Here is a 22,376-nt window from a genome sequence, read left to right as displayed (position 1 = left end):
GAACCTTCAGCCCACCCATTCTGCCAGGTTCAGGCAGACCACTCACACTGCTTTTTCCGAGAAACCTCCCGATTCGAGTCTGACAAGCCCCTGCGGATGGCCCCAGACCCACGGCTCCCCCACCGCTTGCTTCCCACCACATTTCATCCCAAGAACCATGCTCTTCTATGTCATGTAAGTGCGTAATGGATCAGCGATACCGCATTCCCCCTTTGGCAGCCCTGAATGCCTTTGCCGCCTTTGCCCGCACAGGAGGGATACGCCGTGCAGCGGCAGAACTGCGGGTGGATCACGCGGCTGTCAGCCGCCATCTGCGCGATCTGGAACAGACACTGGGCATTACCTTACGCGATCGCGCGACAGGAAAACTGACTCTGGCAGGGCACACCTATTACAACCAGATCGCCCCCCTCCTGGAGGGGTTGGCCCGTGCCACAGCCGATATCCGTCAACAGACACCTCATCTGACCGTAACGTGCGTGCATGGGTTCGCCTATCACTGGCTGGTGCCCCGGCTTGCGGCCTTCCGGCGAAACCACCCGCATATTGACCTGTTGCTGCGCCCGGTTGATGCCAACACGGCGTTTCACGGCACCGGTATAGAAACAGATAGCCATGCGGATATTTTCTATGCACGCGATGATGCCCCGCCCGCAGCACTCCGCACCTTGAGAAGTGTCGCTATTGCCCGCCCTCCGGTTTTTCCCGTGGCGTCTCCGGCATGCGTAGCCGCTATGGGCGGTCAGCCCACCAGACTGATAGACCTGCTGCAGGCCCCCCTCTTGCAGGAAGAAGATGATGCGGAATGGCGGTTATGGTTCAACGCGCAGAACGTGGACATCTCTCATGTTCCCAGTGCTGGCCGGTTATGGCAGGCTCATATCACGCTCGCTGCCGCCCGGGCAGGGGAAGGTATAGCCTTGGGTAATGCCTTTCTGCTGGGGGACGATCTGGAAACAGGCCGTTTGGTGCGCATCCTCCCTACTAGGGAACCGCTCCGGGAAACGCCTTTGGGATCTTATGTCCTGCGCGCCACGGAACGCGCATGGGAGAAACAATCCCTTTCTATTTTCCGCGCATGGTTACTGGAACAGGTGGCAATACAGACAGTCAATGCACCTGCTTGACGCAGCTTATTCAAACACGCTTCCCCTTTAACGCCATCACGCACTCCGGCACGGCACGGCACGTACTGGTGTTTTTTTATCACCAGAAAGGCAAGAAAAAATCGCCTCCTCTTGCATCTATGAATCCATTACGAACCAAGCATGACCACATTGGCCCCGCATGCTGGCCTTTGTTTTTTACACCATAAGGAGCCTTTACGGCATGAGCACCACCAACAAGGACCTTCTCACCCGCCGCGCCAATGCCGTGCCGCGTGGTGTTGCCACAGCTACACCTGTGTTTGCAGATCGCGCTGCAAACGCTGAACTGTGGGATGTGGAAGGCCGCCGCTACATTGATTTCGCAGGCGGAATTGCGGTGCTGAATGTGGGCCATCGTCACCCCAAGGTGCTGGCGGCTGTCAAAGACCAGCTTGACCGTTTTACTCACACAGCGTTTCAGGTTTCTGCCTACGAATCCTACATCGAACTGGCCGAAAAACTGAACGCCCTTGCGCCTTTTTCTGGCCCGGCCAAGACCATTTTCTTCTCCACCGGCGGGGAAGCGACGGAAAATGCCGTTAAAATTGCCCGCGCCGCCACCGGCCGCAACGGGGTGATTGCTTTCTGTGGCGGGTTCCATGGCCGCACGCTGCTGGCCTCTGCCATGACAGGCAAGGTTCTTCCCTACAAAGCACCGTTTGGCACCTTGCCGGGACAGGTTTATCACCTCCCCTTCCCTGATGGAGACGTAACAGTAGAAGACAGCCTGAAAATGCTGCACTTCCTGTTTGCGTCAGACATTGGGCCGGAGCAGGTTGCCGCCATTATTATTGAACCCGTGCAGGGTGAAGGTGGCTTCCGCATCGCGCCACCCGCCCTGCTGAAGCATCTCCGCAGCCTCTGCGATGAACACGGCATCAAGCTGATTGCGGATGAAGTGCAGACCGGTTTTGCCCGCACCGGCAAAATGTTTGGCATTGAGCACTCCGGCGTTGAGCCTGATCTGGTATCTGTCGCCAAGTCTCTGGGCGGCGGCTTTCCCATTTCCGGTGTGATTGGACGGGCAGACCTGATGGATTCCGTGCCGCCGGGGGGCCTGGGCGGCACCTATGCCGGGGCACCGCTGGCCTGTGCCGCAGCGCTGGCCGTGCTGGATGTTATTGAAGAAGAAAAGCTGATTGACCGTGCAAACACCATGGGCGAACGCCTGAAGGCACGGATCAATGGCTGGCACAAACGCAAGGATATTCTCCCCGTCAGCACCGCACGCGGGCTAGGTGCCATGATTGCGTTTGATATTCTTGAAAACCATGCTGGAGAAGAACAGCGCACAGGCTTTGCCAGCAAAGTCTGTGCCAAAGCCTGTGAAAAAGGGCTGATCCTGCTCTCCTGTGGTGTAAAGGGCGCAACCATTCGTATTCTCACCCCGCTCACCGCTTCCGATGCGCTGGTGGACGAAGGGCTGGATGTGATTGAACAGGTTCTGGTTGAACTGGCCTGACCGACACATTCTCCTTTGAGACAAAAAAAGAGAGCCTCCCGTGGGGCTCTCTTTTTTGCTTTTGAACTCTCTGCGTCAGACAGATCCGCTCAAGCAGGACGGTCCGCAAGCCAGCAATCAAACCAGCGATAACGAGGGCAGCCCCATTATAAGAGGGTAGAAACCTTCCTGCCCGATCTTTCTGCCTTGTCTGATGAAGAGGCTACATCGCCCCTTCTGCTTTTACGCCTGCTCTGCTGACTTGCCAGAAAACAGCCGGAACAACGGACCTGTGAGAGACGTGGAAATAACAGCCAGCACCATCAGGGCTGCAAAGGCGAATTCCGAAATCATGCCCTGAGCATGGAGAATGGTCGCCGCCACAATTTCCATTAGCCCTTTACATTGCAACAACGCCCCTACACTCAGCCTCTGGCGCGATGTCAGCCCCGCCGCCGGAGGGAAAAGATAGACCGCGCCCATCTTGGTCACAATGGAAACTGCGACCAGCGCCAAAGACGCAACCAGAGAGGGCCATGTCAGGGCATCGCCATCAATTTTCAGGCCACTATGGCCAAAGAACATGGGAGCAAGCCAGATCAGTGCAAAGGTTCCCACTTCTTCCACCGGCAGGCGACGTACCCAGCTTGGCGGCATGATAGCTCCGGCAAAGTAAGCCCCGATCAGTTCATGCAAACCAAGCTGCATGCTGGCCCATGATCCGGCAGCCAAGTAGATGGGCACAGCCGCCCAGATCACAATAAGGGGCGGATGCCGGAAGTGGCGCGCAGCCCACCCTCCTGCTGATGCCAAGGCAACCAGCATGAGTACCGCCAGAAATTCCAGCCACGACCAGCTATGCAACGCGGATGGCCCTTTGGCTACAAACTGGAGAATAGCCAGCCCGATCCACAATGCGGCGTCATCAACCACAGCCAGTTTCAGGGCCAGTTGGCCTACGGCACGATGCGTGGGTTCAAGCTCACGCACAATACCAATCAGCACCGGCAACGCGCTGACGGCAATACACAACCCGAGGGAAATAGCGCCCAGCAGCGGCGAAACTTGCGGAGCTGCCCAACCGTGAAGAGGCAGAAAAAACTGATAGATCACCACAGATCCAATCAGAAACGGTCCACCGAGCGCCACAGCGGCGCCACCCAGCAGCCGGCCAAGCGAAGGAGCGGGAATAGCATCCTCTCCCTCTCCATGATTGGGGTTCAGCCACATTTCCAACCCGGCAGTAAATGCGAGCACAAGCACGGCAACCCAGCCGATATCATCCCCATAGACAGAGGGAATGCCCCAGCTTTCTACCGGCACATGCCAGACCGCCATCAGAATACCCAAAAGTATTGGCAGAACAACTATTGGTAATACTCTGCGTGTTACACGCCATAAAACCCACGGAAAGAGAACAAAAACACCAAAATCCGCAAAAAGAGATATTATTTTTTCCATTCTTGCCCTCCCTTTCGGATTAAAAAATATACATTTTCTTGCTTTTTATCATTATAAATTGATATTTCCAACCAATACCATCCTATCCCTAAATTTCGTTGATTTTTACCTAGTGTGCATGTTGTATCATTGAGCTTCGCCGCGCCACTCCGTTTTGCGGTTTTTTTTGCGTGTTATCTTTATAATTCACTGTATTAAAAGAGGAATTTCCGCATCCCTCGTGCTTTACCCACACAGCAAAGGGAGCGGAAAGAAGGGAAGATAATTTTTCTTTTAATCCTCAAAGCCACCCAAGACCGGAATGGATATATCACCGCCATCCACTCTTGCGCGGTAAAGCGTCTCTCCACCCTTGCCCTCGGAGGATTTCCCTACCCCCTTCAGAACACGCCTTCGTCATTGTGCCCATCTGACACACACGAGGCTTGAGAAAGAAATCGGGTCATACAACTCCAGCGAAAAGCCTCCTGCAATAATGAACAGGAGCACATAAAGCGCCATAGGCTAATGTGCGGCTGGATCAGAGAGTGCGCCTTCCCACAAAAACCGCACTGCATGAAAAGGAAAGACGCGCGGGAGCTACCCCCTCACACGGGCTGACGCAAAATTCTCCAAACGCCGGACAAAGCTCTGTAATTCATCATGGTGCAGCAGAAATATCTTGTTTGTTTTCGCCAGTTGCTGCGCGGGAATGGTGTAAGGCGCATTTGAAACAACGGCTGCAAAACGGCCTGCATAATGATGCTTGGCTGCCGCCACCTGTTGCACAGCATCATTCCCCACGGCTTTGGAATAAAGTTTGCACTGCAAGACCAGGCGCAGGCCTTTTTTTGATGCGACAATATCCGCCCCCTGATCCCCACATTCTGAGGTAACAATTGCCTCCCACCCTGATTTTCTAAGAAGCTTTGCACAGTACCGTTCATAATCAAACGGATCCATGTCAGGGGAATAAATATCAGGATTACTGCTTTTAACCGGAACAGCGCGGGGTTCTGTAAAAGCAACCTGATCCAGATATGTCAGCAATAGAGGCGTGGCTTTTTCAAAATATTTTTCATACCCAGCCTTTGCGAAGCAGGCATACACCTCCCGCTTCACGAAGTCGGATTTTTCCTTGTTCCATTTATCATAAATAGTGGTGCCATAGGCATTCTGAAAGACTAATTGCTTCCGCCGGATTTGAAGACGATCAGCCAAACTATCAATCAGCCGCTTGCCAGTTTGCAGCGCCTTTCGGAACGCTCTCCGCCGACGATATGCTCCGCCAATTTTAAGAAGAACATATAGCCCCACACCCCATTCAACAAATTTTACAAGCCCATTCTGCCATCCCATCCGTTCAGACAGAGTGTGCATTTTTTCCCGAAAAGCCTGAACGGTATTTTTAAAAATATCTTTTTCTGGCAAAGCACTCACTAAGCTGGGAACAGACGCATCACTCTGTTCCTTATGAGCTGCACGGGACGCAGATAATTTCTGATTACTGTCATGGTGGTCTACCCGGAAGGACTCAACAGTCTGAATAAGATCCTTCTCGGAAGATGATATATCACCACCAAGCGTGACAGCACGCCGGACAAAATACAACGGAGGCAAGCCGGGTGTTGGGGGTGTTTTGCGCAGAAGCAGCATGTCCCCATTTTCAGCTATTTCATCCCACTGTCCGGCATCATTTATAACGTGGCAATCATAGAGTTTCTCAAATTTTGTGAGATCACGGCCATGCTGCATCGCCTCATTGGCATCACGCGTGGCAGCAGGAGCAGCACAGGCAACTGTAGGGGCCGTTAACCGATAAACCGTTTCCGCTTGCGCCGGGCTTACCACAAGCGCGACAACGCTGACGATATACCGGATCTTCACCTTGATGCATCCCTTCAGTCTTGGAACCCGCAGTGCGGCACAACGGAAACGCAAAAAGACGTTATCTCACAGGCTGCAACAGGATCGGGTAAATTCAATATTCATTTTGGCTCAGATTATAGAAAAACTAAAGCCGCAAACCGCATAACATCTTGTAAAAACGGCTTTTCTTGGAAAAAGAGCCTCTCACTGGACCACTTTCTTAACTTTCCACTCTCTTCAGATGCCGTTTTTCTGATGGAAGAGAAAGAGAATCGGGGAAACAGCGCTCCTCCTCACATTCACACTGTGGCATGGCATGAAAGATGCTGCCTTCACTATCATCTTTTCCAAGCCTGAAGACACTTAGTCACGACCTGTTAGAAATCAGACGATAAAAGGCGAGACTGTTTCTCTTTCAATCTGCACATGTGACAAAAGCTTGGCAAAACGCCTGCTCCCCCATGGCAGCCCCACCACCGGCACCGTTTCCCCACTAAGGGCGCACCACAAGAACCAATCTGATACTCCACAGCCCATTCCAAAGCAGGGGGAATGTGCACACCCAACCGGCTTGAAGCCGACTGCTTATTGCCACGACCTCCTCATGCAAAAGTGAGACTGACCAAACGGCATGTCAAAAAAACATCTGGTTGCCAGCAAAAGCAAAATCTCTACGGAAAACTCTTCCTCCCCAGCTAAGAGCAATAAACCCCTGAGAGGGTTACGCATCAGCCACCAAGAGAAAGTGAGAGGGAGCGGATGCCGTCCGCACGCCATGAGGACAGCCTGCCCAAGAGGCGAAACAACACTCTAACGTGCTGAAAAAAGGGGCACGCCACCCGCCCAGAGAGCCGCAAATACAGTCTTACGTTTCTTATGCTTGAAAAGGAGGATTGGCGGAGGGGAAGGGATTCGAACCCTCGATACAGTTTAACCCGTATAACGGTTTAGCAAACCGTTGGGGCTTCCCCCATAACATACTAACACTTTGATTTCTCAGTGTTAATATGCGCAGGAAATGCTGAAAAAACGTTTAAATCCAGAACACACACCCACAAAACTCCCCACAATGCGAATCGCAAACCACACATATGCTTGCGCATGGAATACCAACTCTATGACCAAATATGGGCTCTCTATACAAGGGCCATCTTTTGGTAGGGGAGAGGTCGACAGTTCAATCCTGTCCAGCAGGACTAGCGCTCCCCTTGTACCCTGCCCCAACCCGTACTATACTCACGGGGCTGCGGCGGCGTGGATGGACACGCGGGAACTTACCGGCTCAGTCTTGCATGAGACAGTCAAGGAAAGCTCTCCCTTCGAAGAGAAAGCCGGTATCAAGCCCGGCCCGCAGAAAAGACGAGCGAAAGAGCGCAAGACTGGTTGACTGACAAGGATACTGGTTGAGAGGCGAGCGTGTCGTTACGAGGGGGTGGGAGTTCCCCCTGCCGCTTACAGAATCTAGCCGTCAAGTAATCCTTGATAGCTGGCCGCATAGACCGGGTCGCCCCCGGCAAAGGTAGGCCGTCGTGGAGCCTCCGCAGACGGTGGGAGCCCGTCACTGGACTAGACCCTGACAATGTCCATATCATTATGTTAAGACGATATGACATTGCAGGGCAAAAATGATCAACCATTTAACTATAAATACAAAGCATCTAATTAAATTTGATGAAAAGAAATTAAAAACAATCATAAATCATAAAGATGTAATCAATAGAGATTGTGGGAAACTACCACTTGATTTTGATTTATATTTATGGGTTTTTCAGGGTGATCCCAATATGTGCTTTTTTCAACTCTCTCAGGACAAAGGAAAATCTGATATCCCAGCATCTCTCAACTGGGTGTACGGGCCGCACGCTGACCGGCAGGCCTACGATAGATCTATCAGCGGCATGATAGGCCATCTCTTTCGGATTATGGGCCATACCGCAGCAATCCCCAGCCTGCCTGATGCGCCAGGACTCGTCACCCTCCTGATGCCAGCAGCCAATCTGCTTGACATGCAGAGCCTCAAGGAGATGGCCAGTATGGAGCAGGCTATTGCGGCAAGCATTCTCTCCGAGATGATTTAATTGCTCTCTTGGCGCATTTTTCCTCTTGCGGTCAATCATATTGTGTCGTAAATATACGACATGGAGACGGCACGGGCCGCTCCGAAACGGTAAGGACCGGAAGCATGACAAACGTGATTACAATCTCTTCTCAGAAATTTCTTGACGAAGAAATCGTGGCGGAAAAGATTGCCGCTGAAGACTTCACTGTGTTCGTCTCCCCGTCCTTCGAAATTGATGGTGAGGAATACCGCCTCATGCTGGACGGACACCACTCTTTCGCTGCCGCCAAAGAGGCGGGCGTTGAGCCCGTAATTATTGAGCAAGATGGCACAGACAACGACACAATCTGCCTTCTGAACGCGGGAAATATTGATGATTTTCTTGCGGTAAACCGTAATGATTGTGATTTTTACGATATTTCCACTGGCCGGGATGTTTGGTGATTAAAATGACAATATACTACGCAACGATCAAGCATCACTCCATCGGCCAAGCGCCAGTTATAAAAATTGAGGGCACACTCCGTCAGGCCAAGAGGACAGCTACAGAGCGGTTTGGCGATGGATACCTGGAGCATGAGATCATCATCACTGGAGAGGATGGGGACTGGGTAGCGCGGCGTCTAATCGAGGACGACCGCTGGACCAACAGGCGGGAGGATGATCCTCTCATACACCGAGTTGGTCGCGCCCTGTACGGCACTGAGTGGCAATCTGATATGGCGCGGGATCTTAATATCAATCTCCGTACCATCCAGCGCTATGCCGCCGGGACAACGCCACCACCCGCCGGAGTAATGTCTGATCTGTCAGGGATAATTGAGGATCGCATTGAGGTGCTTGGCCACTTGGCAGAGGATATCCAGCCTAGCAAGGCGGACTGATAATGAGTGCGCCCGAGACGATTACTGACGTATGGGGCAACCAATGGGCTGTAGCTGAGGAGCGGCCAACAGCGTACGGATACTCCGTTTTTCTTGGCCGCCCTTACCCCAGACCCAAAGGCTGGCGGGGTGGACCGCAAGCAATCCTCACGGCAGACCTCCTCAAAACGCTTGACGAATACCGTATGCGCCCGATTGATCTTGACCTGCCTCTGGGCAGCACAACCATCAAGCGCCTGCGTTCATCAGTAGGGATGATGTGGTATGAGGATAGAGCCAAATGGTGGGAGGAGCGCCTACCTGAGATGGCAACAATGAGCGCCACTGATTTTGCCCGCAAGCATGAGATAAATGTAGCAACCGCCTGCCTGGCGATGATCCGCTATTTTGGACACGCCAACAGGCCACCTGGATGGTGGCGCGAAAAAGATGCAGCCGATACCCTCCTTAGCGGCAGACCTAGTGTTGAGATCGCATCCGCCTTGGGGATCGCCCCATCATCTGTCAGGCGCTTACGCAGCGCCCTCATGCATGATTGGGCAGGGAGCTAATAACTCCCTGCGGTAGATTTACCCAGCCTGCACGGCTGCATTGGCCTCATCCAACTGCTGCCGGGCAAACGCCCATTCATCAGCCGTTGGTTCACGGCCATCTTTTAAGGGGCGAAGTAGAGCGGAGATATCCTCTACAATCGTGGGGCCGTTTTGGACCAGAGCTTCCACGGCCGAGATGGCGATCTGAGTATAGTTCATTTTCTGTTTTCCTTGGTTTTCTGCCGGTTTTCGCGGCTTGTGAAAAGGGCCGTGCTATTATCACGACCCTTGGCAAGCATTTTCCCGACGCCGGGAAAATGGTCAGTTAGTGGTGGACGGCAGCAGCTTGCGGGCCGCATCGAGCGCGGCCTGAGCCGCCTCAACGGCAGCCTGCGGCAGCGGATCACCTTTGGCGGCCGCATCATCCAGCGGGGCGATCAGGTCATGCGCCCGCTGAAAGGCAGGCTTGATCTTGGCGACCACGGCAGGATCAGCCGCCACGTTGTGCTCATAGTCGGCCGCCATCTGGGCTGCGGCTGAGTAAGACAGGCTCAGACTGTAAACGGCCTGCTTACGCTGGACGAGCTGATCACCGCTGCATGCCACCAGGCTGCCGGACAGACCAACAAGCAGGAGCAGACCAGCCGCACCACCGCCGATTCCGCTGGCTTTTTTGGTTGGTGCACTGGTGGGCGCCTGCTGCTGGACCACGGCGGCAGCGGCCGCAGCAAGGAGCGCACCACCTGGCACGGTATCGGATGCTACCTTGATGGCGGCCGGGCCGATATCCTTATGGGTGGTCAGGGCATGCACAATGGCAGCCAGACCGTCCCGATCGGCTGAGAGTTTAGCCAGGATGCCACTGGTGTCAGAGATAGCCAGCAGTGGCAGGGCAGCGCCCAGCAAGGCAATGGATGTGCCCTCTGGCAGCTCGCCAAACCAGTCAGCGATACCCGTGCCAATGACAAGAGCCATGGCAATGAGGGTGGTAGGCTGGCGCAGATAAGCGCCGATTTTTGAGAGTTTCATGTGTTCGCTTTCAGGCGGCCAAGCTCGGCCGCGTTGAGATCATCAGTGGGATTGGAGGGAGTAGGGCTGGACGGTGCTGAGGATCCGGCACCAGTTGCCCCGACATAGAGATGCCACTCAGCCAGCCTGCGCCTGGTCAGACCAGGCACGCGGATCAGATGGCCGTTGCGGTGCATGTGATCCCACAGTAGCAACTGCTCTCCGGCTGCGATGGTCTGCCCGGAGTTGAGCAGCCGCAGCAGCGTGGATCCAGTAATGGCAGAGGTGCCCAGATTGTATTGCCAGTCCAGGAGCGCTGCCTCCTGATTGGGCGTGATCCGCACATGGATCAGGGCGCGTAATTTTGTCCGCAGGCCTGCGAGGGTAAACAGCAGCAGATCCTCCGCATGCTGTTTGGTGATCGGCCGCGTGCGCGCCGTGACGGCGGACCCGTCGGCCAGGCAGCGGTTGCCGTAGCCGATGGTCCAGTAACCAGCCGGACAGATGTACGGACGCAGGGACAGGCCCTCGTATTCGCGCGCCAGTGCAGCCGCGAGAGCGATAGAGTCATCCATTGGGATTTCCGGGTATAAAAAAGGCCGCTCAGTGGCGGCTGGGGTGGACGAGTTTACAGGCGGTAAGGCTAGGATTAGTCCGACAATGCAAAATACCCGCAGAAAACTGCCATTTTATATTGCATAGTATCTGGGCGAGTTTTGGGGGGCTGGTTTACAGATGGGCCATTGCTGGTTGTCATCAGGGCAATTTGCGACCGTGCGCAAACTCGCAAGTTATGGCGCACTGCCCCAGCCGAGCAGATGCATGATGCCCTGGACAAGCCCCCAGCCGACACCAATGCCGCCGGTGATCAAAAACTGCCGCCAGCCGCGCATGGTTTTTAATTCTGCCTGGATGGTAGCTATGCCACTCTTGATGCTCGCAACGTCTGTTTTTGCTTCATCTTGTTTTGCCTTGACCAGAGCCATGTCGCTCTCAAGGTTCCGCATGCGGCCATCCATCATGGCAAACTCACCCCGGCCGATCAGATCACCGGTCGGATAATTGGTATCAGGCATCTGAGCCCTTTCGGCAGACATAAAAAAACCGCCTCACAGGGCGGCAGAAACAGCAACCAAGCGTTGCCTCAGCCCCGCTCTGTGTCTCTGTCTTGTGTTTTCCAGATTTCAGAGGGTCACACCATTGATACCGGCCTGCCAGCGGCGCTCGAAATCAACGGCTGTGTCAAGGTCTGTGTCGGAGAGAGCGGCATGCCAGATCCCGACAGAGAGGATATCTGAGCGGTCGGTAAAATTTTCCGGCAAATACGATGTCCCCACTGCCAAATTTGGGGCAGCAGAGAGCACAGGAATTGTGTTGCTACTCGTGATTGTTTTTGTGGTGCCAAGGGTGTGATTTTTGATTGTTGCCGTCCATCCCTTGCTCCCGATGCTGGAGATGCGGATAGAATACAGCCCCCATGCCTGCCCCTGAGCGGTGGTGATCAGATCGCCAGCTTGCTGGTTTGTACTTCCGGTTTCGCTCTCAACAGCCCATAAAATCGGCAGGATTTGCGTGTCGGAGTAAAAATTCAAACCAAAAAGGAACCCCTGCCATTTTCCGTCGGCATCAGTAAAATAATTACTCACCAACGGAGCGATCTTATAATTTGCTGTCATCTGAGACGGGTATCGTGCAGCCACAAGGACTGTTAAATCACCATCCGCAGACACGGGAGACGTAATGCCTGCCGCTCCACCTTGCGCCGCAAAATAGGCAGGAGGGCCTGCCGTAATGCCCGGCTGCCCTACAGCAACAGAGGCGCGCCTGCCGCTCTCAGCCATGTTTGCCAGCACATCCGAGGCGTACCGATTATAGTAGGCAGGCTGCGCTGAAATTGGCAGCAGGATGCCGCCCAGGACGCCGGAGGCAGTCTGCCCGACAATAGTGTGTGTCTGCACAAGGCTCATGAGTTTGCCTCAATATATGTGTTGATTTTTGCGGATACGAGCGACGCCAGAAACCTGTCACCGGCGCGCGTTGGGTGGATGTTGTCCGGGTGCCACAACTCTGCGTTGCTGTGGTCCGTAAATGGGATGCCCGCCTGAAACGGATTAATCAGCGTGACATTGGCCCCAAAATATCCGCTGGCTGTCGCACCCTGCCACGTTAGCTGGTTGTAGATATACGCTTCGGAAATGAGGAAAACATGCAAAGCGCCTGAGGATGTAACGCCATCAATCAACGTCTTGATGCGCGCCAGGACAGAGTAGTCTGACCCACCAATGCGGGCAAAATCGTTAACCCCCAGCCAGAGAGTGCAGATTGTTGGGACCGCAGATCCAGAGATGGCGGCCTGTATTGACGCCAGCGTGTAATTGACGGCATCGCGCGTGGTCGATCCGGATACCGCAACATTGTAGATATCTGCTGGCTCAATCAGATAATCTGGCAACATTGTGGGCCAGTTGGCACCGTCCTGATTAATGTAACCGGCTGTGCGGCTGTCTCCGATGCAGATGATCCTGAGTGCCGTTTGAGGGGCAAAGCCATAACGTAGAGATGCCCGGCGCGCGATCAGGTCAACCTGCGCCTGTGTGGCAGACATCCTAAGCGCTACGAGCCCGGTAAATTCAAAATTGGAGGCGTTGGACAGATCGTCTCCGCTGCCAATGCTCAGGCCAGTCATAACCCCTGCCAGCGCCGCCGCAGTAACAGTTATGGGGTCTGGCGTTGATCCGTGCCAAACAGACACAGTATCGCCACCAGAAGCCGAGATGCCAAAAACGCCGGGGTTGCACGTCTGCATTTTATGGCCCGGTTGGAGCACAGCTCCGTCCCACACCCCCAGATAGCCGTCCTCATTGATGCCAGACACTGTTGCAATCCGCGCAGTCCCCGACCCAACGGACAGAGCAGAGATACGGTCGTCACCAGAGCAGTTTGTGCCCGCCGCTCGGCCCACCCCGAACACGGAAAATGTGCCGCCAGCAAACGTGAGAGCGGTATTGCTCAGGCGCTGTGCCGCAGATGCTCCGGACGTGTCAAAACTGATGCACGGACGGCCATTAACCTGTGTCTGTCCAATACGCGGCGCACTCGCCCCGGAAGGGACCGTAAGATGATGGCCGCCACCGCTCTGGTCGTACCATTGTGTAACCGTTGCAACCGTGCCTGAATCAGCGTTGGATAACGTGGCAGAGAGAGCCTCAGTATCTAAGGAGCCAGACGACAGTACAGCAATTGTGGTTGATGTCGTCACCCCGGCGACGATCGTTGAAATATCAATCGCAGGCCCCGTATAGCCGCTGACCATGGCATCCAGACCGTAAACTGCCGCCACAGATGCGCCAAATCCGCTGGCCAGAGGCGCTCCATCGTTGGAGGCAAGCACATCCCAACATGCGGCGTCTGCCGTGTCATACAGGCTCTGATAGAGAGCATTGCCGTAGAGCCACAGAGAGCCCCGCGAAAATCCACGCACACCGCAATCTTGAGCGCCAGGGCCACGCCCTAACAGACGGCGCACTATCGGAGCAGGTACCGCATCAACGGGAGTAGCACCAGGCCACGCGCGCGAGGACCGATTGTCAATAACGCTGCCCAGCTCGTCCAGCAGGATCAGGCCTGCCCCCGGCAACGCGGACGGGTCATATTGATGCGGCCCCACACGCCCGCGCGCGCCCGGAAAAATTGGAGAGCCGTCTGCCTCAATCCCTGCCAACACCTCAGCATACGCATTGAGCCACGCCGTCAACCAGACATTTGATGCCGCCCCGCCCGTCGTCACGCCAGCGACAGTCAGGGTGCCAAGCGCATAGAGGCTCTGTGCCACAGCGGCCCAACCGGCGCGTGCAAAATAGACCCATTTTCCGCCAGTAAACCATGCGCCATCGCCCACAGACCACGCGGTGTTACCGTCCAGCGCAGTAGTGCCCGCAACAGAGACGATATACAGGTCTCCCTCAGCCCCATTGCCGCTCGCAAGAGCAGGCGTATTAGTGCCCGCATCCCAATAACCACGATAGTTGAGAGGCGCATCACCCTGCATAGCCGCTGTCAGCAGGACCTTGGCTGCATTGGCATCCGCCGTCACACCTGCTACGGCCTGCTGGGCTGCATCGTTATTTGTCTTGGCGCTCTCGGCAATCGTGGCAACCTGCACGCCAGTCTGCGCGGCCTGCCCGGCGCTTACGGCTGCGGCAGCGGCTCCAGTCTGTGACTGCGCTGCCCCGGTCTTGGCGTCTGCGGCATGCTGTACGGCCTGATCCGTATATTGGCTGAGGGCAGAGCTAGACAGGGCAGCATCCAGATCATCAGTTTTGACAACGTCGTCTGGTAGCCCTGCGGCGACGAGGTCTTTTGGCTGCACCAGCTTGGCGTTGCCGCCAACAATCCCCCAAACTTTATCGTTTGGAGTTACTGCGCTGGCTGTAGGCAACGCAGATAGCGGCATGCCACTAGCTGTGACCGCCGTTGAGTTTGTCCCAGACATGGGGGCTCCGATTTATGCGATGAGGTAGGGCTGACCGTTATCGTCGGTCAGGATTGAGCCATCCGGCAATTGAATGGCGTTGGGAGGCACGGGGGTGCCATCTGGTAGGGTCGGGACGGGCTGCGCAGAAGCTGCAGACAGCGTGCTACTAATAGCCAAGTATATGGGAGCGCTCCAAGATCTCCCATATAGCGTTTCGACACTGACCTGGAGTGTTTGCAGGGTTCCCGGTTGCCCTCCACCAATAAACAGCACGGCCTGCCCGCTAACTATCGAGCACCACGAAACCCTCAAGTCTGTGGTAGATCCGGTAGCAGTAAGGACATCGGCTGAAATTCTCGTTAGATAGTCTGTTGTGCCCAAGAGCCATTGTTTGGGGCACAAAATATAATCCAAATTATCTGGGCTGTATTTTGGGCGCAGAGTTAACTGAGGGCATGGAATTGGCCCCATACCCCGTACGCGCCCTGGGGCCGGGATCGAAAGTAAGCGCTCTGCTGCGGGCTCCCATCCGAGAGATAGTATTGGGGACATCAAGATGGAGCAGCCGGCAGCGTGGTGGAGGTGGTATCCTTGCCATCAGCAATCGCCTTGAGCGCCTGCTGATACGCCACCCACGCCTCAGGCACCGCTGCGCCAACGCTGCCAAATTTGGCCCATGTCTGCCCAGGCACGCCTGACAACACCATCTGCGCCTGCAGGGCGATGGGCACAGGCGGCACATAATCAATGATCTTGCCGTCCTGCACACCGCGTCCATTACGCCGGTAAGACTGGTCCGCCCAATCCGTGGCAGATACAGCCAGCAGGTTACTGATATCGGGCGCTCCGGCTAGGTCAGACCACTCCCACATATCCGTCCAAGATATGACCTTGGTCGGCTGGGAAGCGGACGCATCATACTCCGCATAATACCGGTCCGGATACAGCAGCGCTCCATCCTGGACGTGCAGGGAGAGAGCCGTCTGTGCCAAGGCCCACTGATCAGTCGTCAGCGCCACCATATCGGCTGCTGCGGGCAGTGCATTGACAACCGTGGCATCTGCCAGCGTATCAATCAGCGCCGTCACCGGTGTGATCCCGGCGGCGGTGCGGTCATATTGCGCATAATACCGCGCCGGATACGCGGACGCGATCAGCCCCGCACCGGTGAGAGTTGTGTCCGTCATGGTTTTGTTCCTGAGACGATGACAGCCACCTGCACGTTGGTACCCCCACCATTAATGTGCAGATAAGTGCCGTTGTTGTCGGTATTGTAGCCTTTACAGTTATAGTCCGTATTGGCCTCCTCCTTGACCGTGCAGGCATCAACTGAGCCCATTTTGGCGGGGAAGGTTATGTAATCCCCGGCATTTGCCGTAGCCCGGAAATGCTGGGTGCGCTTGCCATATGGGCTGTCATGGACACGACTATCGCCGCTGTTGAAATCAGCCTGATACGTCGAGATATCCAGCTTACCCGCCAGCCCGTTATTAAGCGCCGTATTGGTCGCGTAATCGCCTGCCGCCTGCTTGCCGTTGACCTGACTTTGCAGATTAGCAACGTCTGTTGATAGAGCCACATTAACGCCCCGGACCTGTAACCAGCCCGATCCGGTAACGTTTAGAGTGCCGTCTGATCTGAGATTGAGGATATTAACCTTAATACCGGAATAGTCCGAATACCAGTCATAGGCACCTGTCAGAGTGGTTGTACGCCGATAGGCAAATCCATAACCTGTAGCTGCAACTGCCGAAAATGATGTCCCAACGGAAAAGGTGTCACCAACATTAAAAGAACCACTAATCCCGTCGTCACCGTTGCGATTTACCTTGCCGCTTTGCAGGTTATTCTCAATAGTTGTGGCGCGAGTTACTTCTGCATTGAGCGCCGTATTTGTCGCGTAATCACCCGCCACTTGCGAAAACACGTATTTCAGGTTTCCGTTTGAATCCTTGTACGAGAACCACATTTGGCCGGACGAGATATTAACGCCGCCCTGAAGAGGTGAGTAATCCTGATTGCCTGATGCTTTGCCAATACAATTATTATTTGCACCATCTTCTGAAATTATCTTAATTGCTTGATAGAGTTGAGTATTATCACCTTTATCCAGAATTAAACCAGCCTTAGTCATGACTGTAGTCAATTCTATCTGTACAGCGTTCCATGCATAAGCTGGGAATGGTGTTCTCGCCGTTCCTGTGGATGGATCACCATCTGTGGCGTAACCTGGGGTTCCTGTTGCAGGGGCCGTGTCAGCATCTGCTAATGGAACAGTATTCGGAGCAATCAGGAGGTCCATTTTTCATCCCGTATAAGCAAAAAACACGCTTGTCCCGGCCTGAGACAGCCGCCTGAGTTCATATTCAAGAACTGTGTGATCGCCCGTAATTGGGGCATCGACTGTGACAAGATAGTCAAAATTCCATCCCTCACCGCCAAACTCAGATCCGAAAGGCATACCGAAATAAAATGCGCTGTAAGGCGTTATTTTTACGGTGTATCCAAGGGTTTTCGCATACTCTTCCAAGTATGGGATTGAGCATCCGCCTGTCCCAGTGAGCCGGGCGACAACCTGAGCCTGTTGCTGCTCAAGAGACTGCTCTGATGATACTACTGGATCTGGCAGCCCAAGCGTTTTTTGCCATTCTGGTAGGAGTTCTGATGTTGTTGCAGGGAACGCATCCTTGAGGAGATTGGCAGATCTATCACTGTTCCTAGCGAATGTTTTTCCCCAGATATTGGCCAGATAGCTAGGCAGTCCGCCTGGAGCACGCGACCAGATAGGACCATGAGGCAAAAGCCTAAGTAAAGCCTGACCAAAATCTGAAAAAGAGAAATTTGGAGCAGGCATATTATGTCTCCAGTGTCAGGGTTCCAAGCGATGGCATGGAGGAGATATTTTCCGCCATAATGGGCGTAGATGGAGAGACAATATTGTATGTACTCAAGCCGATTGCCGCGATAGCCTCCTGCCACTGGTTAGGAGAGATTGTAGCGCCAGGACCCGATACGCGCTCAAACATGTCTTGCAGGGCAGCAGTAATCAGTTTCTGATTTCCTGATGTATTGTTTTCGCCCAAATTTGATATGACGAAATTTATTGGCTGCAAAACTGGTGACATGATGAGCACCAAGGGGGTTACTGGCTGCTCATTCCAGAGTGTATTGGCGACACGCAGCTGGTCTCCAGATGCTGTTGTGTAGCGTGTCTCATTGTCAGCGCATCCGTTAGCACCTTGAGGCAGCCCACCCTGCGCCGCATTGGCGGAATCCAACATGATATAGACCACAACGCTTCCGGTACCGAACCCATTCCTGACTACCCATGCACGAGTTACACCAGATACAGCCAGAGCCCACTGCTTGTAATCGGCTTCCGTTCCAATACGCTCGCTATCCTGGTAGGCATCCAGCACGCGGGATCGGTAATCATCCTCTGTTTCAATGTCAGCCCCGCCAGTAAATGGCTTAGAAACAGAACCAATGGTTTGGATTCCCGCAACTGGGCTAGAGAGTGTAACTGAGGTTCCTGTTGGAACGTTACCTGAGGCCCCTGTCGTGGTACAGATAGCTGGCGCTACAGTCTGGCCATTTAAGGTGATGCTATCTGCTGTTGTGGTGGCGATCAGGCCACCCGTCAGAATGATGCTTGTGCCTGATGGGATGATGGAGGACCCAGTTGCTCCAAATACGACTGCTGGGGATGATGCCGCACTGGGCGCCTTGCGGATTATACCCTTGAGTGCCCCCCAGGCTGCCAACCATTCATCTGTCGCTGTCCACGGTACTGCCTGCTTGGCAATCCAGTCTAGATAGCCATAATGCAACCATGCAAGCCCGGCGAGGGTCATTGAAAGCACGTATAAAACAGAAAAACGTAGCACAGCGGAAACGCCGGGAATGCCACCATCCAGCACATCCTGCAAAGCCTGCTGCCGCAACTGTGTAAGTGTTGGACGCGCGTAAGGCATTAAGTCAGATCCTCCCAAGCCCACGAAAAGTAAAACTGTTGCGTAGAGTTTGTTCCAGGCTCTGTGACCGTGACAGAAAATTGCAGTGTTGGCGTTGTATTTTTAGCCCACGATGCATCAATACTGACCGATGCGACCACACCATCATCTATCAGCCACTGCAGCGCTTCCTGACATATGGCCTCTGCCTCGCGTAACACGCTGGTCTGTCCGGCTTTGATAACCCGCTGTAGCTGCCAAAGACGGGAGCCAATAGGCTCTTGGGCAAAAGTATCGCCCCACCAGCCACGCCGGTCATTATGATTTGACCCAGCCGCGTCTGGTGCGGCGGAAATATTAACAGCCTTATCCAGATTACTCAGGGTATCAGGGGCAACGCGATCACTAAACAGACTGACCATAATAGCTGATTGCAAGGGGTTTCCCAGTGCAAGATCACTGTTCTGGACAGACCAATCCCCACGCGCCTGCGCACCATTCCAATTAATTGCAACGTCCATCTATTTCTTCTATTTTGCATAATCAGGAAGCAGGCGGCCCACTCTTGCCATTACCTGGCTGAACCAAGGTATGCTCATGCGAGGTCAGAGCAATATCTCCGGCTTTGCATTCTTTTCCAGAGATAGTCTCGGTCGCTGTAATGTTGCCAGATACATTCATATCTCCCTCCCATGTGCCTTTCCCAGCAGAGGGTTTGATCAGGATCGTGCCATCCTGCAGCATTGTAATCCTCGAACCGGTTGGGGGATGGAATATGCACACCTCGCCGGGCTTTAGATCCTTAGGACGATTCCGCTGATCTCCGCTGGCAATACCAACACCACGTGCCCGGTCGCCCGCCTGAAACAGGACGACGATATCCGAACCGGGCAATGGCCGGCTGGCAAAACCATATTCCTGGATAAACGGCACATCGCTCCGCATTTCACCGGCCGCTAGAGCAACCTGCACTGTAGGGGTAGATGTTGTCTCGTTCGTATCTGCTGTTTGTCTGCCGATCCCCAGAGCCATGGCTACCCGGCGCGCTGTGCGCTGTACCAGATTGACCATCAGATATCCGTCTGCTTTACGGATGTTCTATCTGCCCCAGTGTCTCCTACACTGCTATTTGCTGCTGCCACAGCTTCATTGGACTGCATGGGGAGCAGCAGAGGTTCTGGTGCAAAGGCTTCTGGTGGCATAAGGGTGATATGAGCACGGCTTCCATCCTCTCCCCGCGCAAACTCAACTTCGGCAATCAACCATATCTGTGCGGTAGGCCATGATTTCCGTTTGACTTGAACCAAAGTATTGGGGGCCCAGAGTTTCCCACTCTTGTCCCGCCAGCTATCGCATATGAGGTCGATCACTTGAGAGCGGCCATAGCGACGGGCTACCTCCCACTGCACACGCCGTTTGGCAACAGCATAATCTGCGTCACCAAGTTCCACCGGGATAAGGAGTGGGCGCGCCCTAGTGACGCCAGGATCCGTTGCTACGGCATTGACAGGGGCAGAGACGGCATCCATTTGCGAGACATAATCTTCACCATCGGGAGGGGTAAACAGCACAACCGGGTTCTGAATAATCGCACGTATTTCAGAAAACCTACCACGCAGAGAACGACGAGTCGAAATATGCTCTATGTTTTCGCCTTCGATTAACCCGCTAGAGGCCTGCGTTGCGCCTACGGGCGAGAGCAGGACAGTCCCGTTTGGCTGATCATAAAATATGCAGCCTGCAAGGCGACAGACACGTTCCATAACCTCATAAGCTGTTTCTGAAAGGATAACAGAAAACTGCTGAATATCGGTAGCTCCTGCTGCCTGGATGCTGGTAACCGTAACACCGCGTGGGCGACTTACCTGCTGGCAAATAGCCAAAGCATTGGTACTAGACATCTGATAAGTGGCGAACTCAGCTGAACATTCGATCAGATCGATTGAGAGGGAATCAATCTCCATCGACATCAGATTACCACTCCTGTCGGTGTCAGTTTCCACCACACTGACATAACCTGTGATGACCAGGTCTTTACCGATGAGCACCTGACAACGCATCCCAGGATCTATGCTGAGGGTGTATCCTCCATCAGGCTGGTATTCTGTAAATGCGATACGAGCAGTTGCGGGCATGACCTCTAGGCCAAGGCGAATGGATACATCTTGCCATCCACTTATGGTCATTCCTGAGACGTGGATTGAAACCTCGTCTTGGTCGTCACTACTCCAACCCACAAAGTCTGAGGCATCTGACAAGGCACTCATTCAGACAGAGCCTCAAAACTTGCTGGCATAAATGCCGGGTGGATAGGATCAGCGCGCCGGATAAGATCTGGTGCCCGTGTTGCGTCTGCATAGACCTGCTGGCTTAGCACGAGGGCTGGAAGGCAAGCATTGCGTGTTATAGTGATCTGATCCGGCAGGCGGCTGGCCCGTTCTGAAAGATCCTGCGTCACCTGGACGCGTAAGGCGCGCAGGGCCTGCCATGAGGCATCGTCCCCGTCATCTGCTGCTACTAGTGCTTCGGCGTCCAGCAGTTTGGCAACACGGAGGCGCAATGTCTCAGCCTCATGAGAAGATGTGGGCTGCCAATCTGCACATGCCTGAGCAATAGCCGCCAAAGCAGCACGGCGGCAAAGAGCCGCAACAGCATCAATCAGAATGGCTATGGCAGCCCCGATTGGTGCTGTCGTCTGGCCGCTAATCGGATTGTAGGATGTAAGTGGGAGCAGGACGGACAACTGTGTGCCCGGATCAGCCACAGCCTCCCGCAAGCTCTGTGGTATGGTGAGGATGACTGTAGCCAGATCCGCAGCCGTGGTAGTGGTTTGGAGGTTACTGATGTGGGTATCCAGCGACGATACTGCCTCGCTGAGAGCGCACCAGACAGAATCAACCGTGGCTGTCGGGTCTATCGTGCCAGTGTTGCGGGCTGCGTAGCGCCCATTATTGCCGGGAAGTGTTGCGACACTGGCACCCATTACAGAAGGGGAGCGGATTACAGAAGCCGCAGTTGCGGCCCAATTACCCGCAGCAGTTTTACCCGCATTGATAGCAGGCTCTCCTACAGACCACGCAGGCACCCCTTTACTGGAAAAATCAGAAGAGGCAGCCGTCTGCATGGCAACGGAAGCAATAGCCACCGCCGCATCCAGCGAAGTCTTGACCAGAGACGTAAGCAGGTTGCGCTGCTCCAGCAACTCAAGCTGGATATCAACTACTCCCGTAACGCCATCCCTCTCTCTCCACTCAAAAGACATGCAGGCGGCACGGATAATGCCAATTGTGGGATGGATCAGCAGCCCGGGCCCACTAGCCTCTGATGCTGATATCAACAGGTCGCGCTGAGCATAACAGGTCGCTCCGCAAAGGAACCCTGTGATCCGGTAGAGGCGCCCCCGACGACCGAGATCTTCGACCCACGGCGTATCCCGATAGGGATAGTCATGCACGGCTTGTTTGCGCCCAGTCTGCCCACCATTCCCCAGGACGACAAAAGGCACACCACGAAACGACCCTTGAAGAAATTCTCTTGCAAGTGTTGAGAGGCTGCCACGTTGCATTT

General features: G+C 54.4%; 23 protein-coding genes and 1 pseudogene. 6 read left to right on the top strand and 18 right to left on the bottom strand.

The genetic code is table 11. The features are described from left to right. Positions 1–185 precede the first annotated feature (185 nt). Positions 186–1,127 carry a LysR substrate-binding domain-containing protein gene (locus QWU00_RS09470; protein WP_035377477.1) on the top strand — a complete coding sequence of 314 codons (942 nt, stop codon included), beginning with the start codon at positions 186–188 and terminating at the stop codon, positions 1,125–1,127. A gap of 202 nt (positions 1,128–1,329) precedes the next feature. Beyond that, positions 1,330–2,610 (top strand): 4-aminobutyrate--2-oxoglutarate transaminase, encoded by a 1,281-nt coding sequence (gabT, locus tag QWU00_RS09465; protein ID WP_035377475.1) that lies wholly within the window; start codon positions 1,330–1,332, stop codon positions 2,608–2,610. A gap of 222 nt (positions 2,611–2,832) precedes the next feature. Here the strand turns inward: gabT and QWU00_RS09460 are convergent, their stop codons facing one another. Both QWU00_RS09460 and QWU00_RS09455 read right to left on the bottom strand, forming a co-directional pair. After that, positions 2,833–4,050 (bottom strand): cation:proton antiporter, encoded by a 1,218-nt coding sequence (locus QWU00_RS09460; protein WP_035377473.1) that lies wholly within the window; start codon positions 4,048–4,050, stop codon positions 2,833–2,835. 579 nt (positions 4,051–4,629) lie between these two features. Further along, positions 4,630–5,916: a restriction endonuclease gene (locus QWU00_RS09455; protein WP_052051131.1), complete on the bottom strand. Its 1,287-nt coding sequence runs from the start codon at positions 5,914–5,916 to the stop codon at positions 4,630–4,632. Positions 5,917–7,523: 1,607 nt separating this feature from the next. On the opposite strand from QWU00_RS09455, the gene QWU00_RS09450 reads away from it, so the two are divergent. From QWU00_RS09450 to QWU00_RS09435, 4 genes are all read left to right on the top strand, one after another. Then, positions 7,524–7,976, top strand: a complete 453-nt coding sequence (locus tag QWU00_RS09450) for a hypothetical protein (RefSeq protein WP_035377468.1) — start codon at positions 7,524–7,526, stop codon at positions 7,974–7,976. 104 nt (positions 7,977–8,080) lie between these two features. Continuing rightward, positions 8,081–8,401, top strand: coding sequence for a ParB/RepB/Spo0J family partition protein (locus tag QWU00_RS09445; protein WP_035377466.1), 321 nt, complete (start codon positions 8,081–8,083; stop codon positions 8,399–8,401). A 5-nt stretch (positions 8,402–8,406) separates the two neighbouring features. Then, entirely contained in the window at positions 8,407–8,841 is a 435-nt protein-coding gene (locus tag QWU00_RS09440) for a hypothetical protein (RefSeq protein WP_150395675.1), read from the top strand. Between the two features lie 2 nt (positions 8,842–8,843). Continuing rightward, positions 8,844–9,392 carry a hypothetical protein gene (locus tag QWU00_RS09435; protein WP_035377462.1) on the top strand — a complete coding sequence of 183 codons (549 nt, stop codon included), beginning with the start codon at positions 8,844–8,846 and terminating at the stop codon, positions 9,390–9,392. Between the two features lie 18 nt (positions 9,393–9,410). On the opposite strand, the gene QWU00_RS09430 is transcribed toward QWU00_RS09435, so the two are convergent. From QWU00_RS09430 to QWU00_RS09360, 16 genes and pseudogenes are all read right to left on the bottom strand, one after another. Further along, on the bottom strand, positions 9,411–9,593 hold the full coding sequence (locus QWU00_RS09430; RefSeq protein WP_035377460.1) for a hypothetical protein: 183 nt from the start codon (positions 9,591–9,593) through the stop codon (positions 9,411–9,413). 102 nt (positions 9,594–9,695) lie between these two features. After that, positions 9,696–10,403 carry a hypothetical protein gene (locus tag QWU00_RS09425; RefSeq protein WP_150395676.1) on the bottom strand — a complete coding sequence of 236 codons (708 nt, stop codon included), beginning with the start codon at positions 10,401–10,403 and terminating at the stop codon, positions 9,696–9,698. Next, positions 10,400–10,957, bottom strand: a complete 558-nt coding sequence (locus QWU00_RS09420) for a lysozyme (protein ID WP_187668575.1) — start codon at positions 10,955–10,957, stop codon at positions 10,400–10,402. Before QWU00_RS09420 ends, QWU00_RS09425 begins: the two co-directional genes overlap by 4 nt. A gap of 216 nt (positions 10,958–11,173) precedes the next feature. After that, positions 11,174–11,458, bottom strand: coding sequence for a hypothetical protein (locus QWU00_RS09415; protein WP_150395642.1), 285 nt, complete (start codon positions 11,456–11,458; stop codon positions 11,174–11,176). 108 nt (positions 11,459–11,566) lie between these two features. Beyond that, complete coding sequence (locus QWU00_RS09410; RefSeq protein ID WP_035378793.1) at positions 11,567–12,349, bottom strand: hypothetical protein; 783 nt, start codon at positions 12,347–12,349, stop codon at positions 11,567–11,569. Further along, complete coding sequence (locus QWU00_RS09405; RefSeq protein WP_081938987.1) at positions 12,346–14,874, bottom strand: SGNH/GDSL hydrolase family protein; 2,529 nt, start codon at positions 14,872–14,874, stop codon at positions 12,346–12,348. Before QWU00_RS09405 ends, QWU00_RS09410 begins: the two co-directional genes overlap by 4 nt. A 12-nt stretch (positions 14,875–14,886) precedes the next feature. Next, complete coding sequence (locus QWU00_RS09400; protein WP_156105404.1) at positions 14,887–15,033, bottom strand: hypothetical protein; 147 nt, start codon at positions 15,031–15,033, stop codon at positions 14,887–14,889. A 15-nt stretch (positions 15,034–15,048) separates the two neighbouring features. Further along, positions 15,049–15,327, bottom strand: a pseudogene (locus tag QWU00_RS16945) (phage fiber-tail adaptor protein); the annotation flags it as partial. An 80-nt stretch (positions 15,328–15,407) separates the two neighbouring features. After that, entirely contained in the window at positions 15,408–16,043 is a 636-nt protein-coding gene (locus QWU00_RS09395) for a hypothetical protein (protein WP_187668574.1), read from the bottom strand. Then, a complete protein-coding gene (locus QWU00_RS09390; RefSeq protein ID WP_187668573.1) occupies positions 16,040–17,158 on the bottom strand; it encodes a hypothetical protein in 1,119 nt (372 codons plus the stop codon). Before QWU00_RS09390 ends, QWU00_RS09395 begins: the two co-directional genes overlap by 4 nt. Before the next feature lie 3 nt (positions 17,159–17,161). Beyond that, the gene (locus QWU00_RS09385) at positions 17,162–17,710 is read right to left on the bottom strand and encodes a YmfQ family protein (RefSeq protein ID WP_081939141.1); all 549 of its coding nucleotides are present in this window, start codon (positions 17,708–17,710) and stop codon (positions 17,162–17,164) included. A gap of 1 nt (position 17,711) precedes the next feature. Further along, positions 17,712–18,830, bottom strand: a complete 1,119-nt coding sequence (locus tag QWU00_RS09380) for a baseplate J/gp47 family protein (protein ID WP_035382151.1) — start codon at positions 18,828–18,830, stop codon at positions 17,712–17,714. Beyond that, complete coding sequence (locus tag QWU00_RS09375; protein WP_035382150.1) at positions 18,830–19,330, bottom strand: phage GP46 family protein; 501 nt, start codon at positions 19,328–19,330, stop codon at positions 18,830–18,832. Before QWU00_RS09375 ends, QWU00_RS09380 begins: the two co-directional genes overlap by 1 nt. 22 nt (positions 19,331–19,352) lie before the next feature. Then, complete coding sequence (locus tag QWU00_RS09370; protein WP_035382148.1) at positions 19,353–19,880, bottom strand: phage baseplate assembly protein domain-containing protein; 528 nt, start codon at positions 19,878–19,880, stop codon at positions 19,353–19,355. Continuing rightward, positions 19,880–21,076, bottom strand: a complete 1,197-nt coding sequence (locus tag QWU00_RS09365; protein WP_035382147.1) for a phage baseplate assembly protein — start codon at positions 21,074–21,076, stop codon at positions 19,880–19,882. Before QWU00_RS09365 ends, QWU00_RS09370 begins: the two co-directional genes overlap by 1 nt. Further along, positions 21,073–22,374 carry a DNA circularization protein gene (locus QWU00_RS09360; protein WP_035382146.1) on the bottom strand — a complete coding sequence of 434 codons (1,302 nt, stop codon included), beginning with the start codon at positions 22,372–22,374 and terminating at the stop codon, positions 21,073–21,075. The genes QWU00_RS09365 and QWU00_RS09360 overlap by 4 nt, the downstream gene beginning before the upstream one ends. Between the last annotated feature and the right edge of the window lie 2 nt (positions 22,375–22,376).

The sequence above is a fragment of the Acetobacter tropicalis genome (assembly GCF_030644465.1).
Classification (GTDB): Bacteria; Pseudomonadota; Alphaproteobacteria; order Acetobacterales; family Acetobacteraceae; genus Acetobacter; species Acetobacter tropicalis.
The sequence above is the reverse complement of the archived record's forward strand: the minus strand, read 5'-3'. Positions and strand labels throughout refer to the sequence as shown.

What these genes read in the sequence shown, in the direction of transcription:
- QWU00_RS09430 (WP_035377460.1), bottom strand. Translation starts at nt 9,593, where the DNA reads ATGAACTATACTCAGATCGCCATCTCGGCCGTGGAAGCTCTGGTCCAA.
- QWU00_RS09435 (WP_035377462.1), top strand. Translation starts at nt 8,844, where the DNA reads ATGAGTGCGCCCGAGACGATTACTGACGTATGGGGCAACCAATGGGCT.
- QWU00_RS09365 (WP_035382147.1), bottom strand. Translation starts at nt 21,076, where the DNA reads ATGAGTGCCTTGTCAGATGCCTCAGACTTTGTGGGTTGGAGTAGTGAC.
- QWU00_RS09405 (WP_081938987.1), bottom strand. Translation starts at nt 14,874, where the DNA reads ATGTCTGGGACAAACTCAACGGCGGTCACAGCTAGTGGCATGCCGCTA.
- QWU00_RS09450 (WP_035377468.1), top strand. Translation starts at nt 7,524, where the DNA reads ATGATCAACCATTTAACTATAAATACAAAGCATCTAATTAAATTTGAT.
- QWU00_RS09460 (WP_035377473.1), bottom strand. Translation starts at nt 4,050, where the DNA reads ATGGAAAAAATAATATCTCTTTTTGCGGATTTTGGTGTTTTTGTTCTC.
- QWU00_RS09360 (WP_035382146.1), bottom strand. Translation starts at nt 22,374, where the DNA reads ATGCAACGTGGCAGCCTCTCAACACTTGCAAGAGAATTTCTTCAAGGG.
- QWU00_RS09425 (WP_150395676.1), bottom strand. Translation starts at nt 10,403, where the DNA reads ATGAAACTCTCAAAAATCGGCGCTTATCTGCGCCAGCCTACCACCCTC.
- QWU00_RS09370 (WP_035382148.1), bottom strand. Translation starts at nt 19,880, where the DNA reads ATGGTCAATCTGGTACAGCGCACAGCGCGCCGGGTAGCCATGGCTCTG.
- QWU00_RS09440 (WP_150395675.1), top strand. Translation starts at nt 8,407, where the DNA reads ATGACAATATACTACGCAACGATCAAGCATCACTCCATCGGCCAAGCG.
- QWU00_RS09420 (WP_187668575.1), bottom strand. Translation starts at nt 10,957, where the DNA reads ATGGATGACTCTATCGCTCTCGCGGCTGCACTGGCGCGCGAATACGAG.
- QWU00_RS09470 (WP_035377477.1), top strand. Translation starts at nt 186, where the DNA reads ATGGATCAGCGATACCGCATTCCCCCTTTGGCAGCCCTGAATGCCTTT.
- QWU00_RS09380 (WP_035382151.1), bottom strand. Translation starts at nt 18,830, where the DNA reads ATGCCTTACGCGCGTCCAACACTTACACAGTTGCGGCAGCAGGCTTTG.
- QWU00_RS09415 (WP_150395642.1), bottom strand. Translation starts at nt 11,458, where the DNA reads ATGCCTGATACCAATTATCCGACCGGTGATCTGATCGGCCGGGGTGAG.
- QWU00_RS09385 (WP_081939141.1), bottom strand. Translation starts at nt 17,710, where the DNA reads ATGCCTGCTCCAAATTTCTCTTTTTCAGATTTTGGTCAGGCTTTACTT.
- QWU00_RS09445 (WP_035377466.1), top strand. Translation starts at nt 8,081, where the DNA reads ATGACAAACGTGATTACAATCTCTTCTCAGAAATTTCTTGACGAAGAA.
- gabT (WP_035377475.1), top strand. Translation starts at nt 1,330, where the DNA reads ATGAGCACCACCAACAAGGACCTTCTCACCCGCCGCGCCAATGCCGTG.
- QWU00_RS09395 (WP_187668574.1), bottom strand. Translation starts at nt 16,043, where the DNA reads ATGACGGACACAACTCTCACCGGTGCGGGGCTGATCGCGTCCGCGTAT.
- QWU00_RS09390 (WP_187668573.1), bottom strand. Translation starts at nt 17,158, where the DNA reads ATGGACCTCCTGATTGCTCCGAATACTGTTCCATTAGCAGATGCTGAC.
- QWU00_RS09410 (WP_035378793.1), bottom strand. Translation starts at nt 12,349, where the DNA reads ATGAGCCTTGTGCAGACACACACTATTGTCGGGCAGACTGCCTCCGGC.
- QWU00_RS09375 (WP_035382150.1), bottom strand. Translation starts at nt 19,330, where the DNA reads ATGGACGTTGCAATTAATTGGAATGGTGCGCAGGCGCGTGGGGATTGG.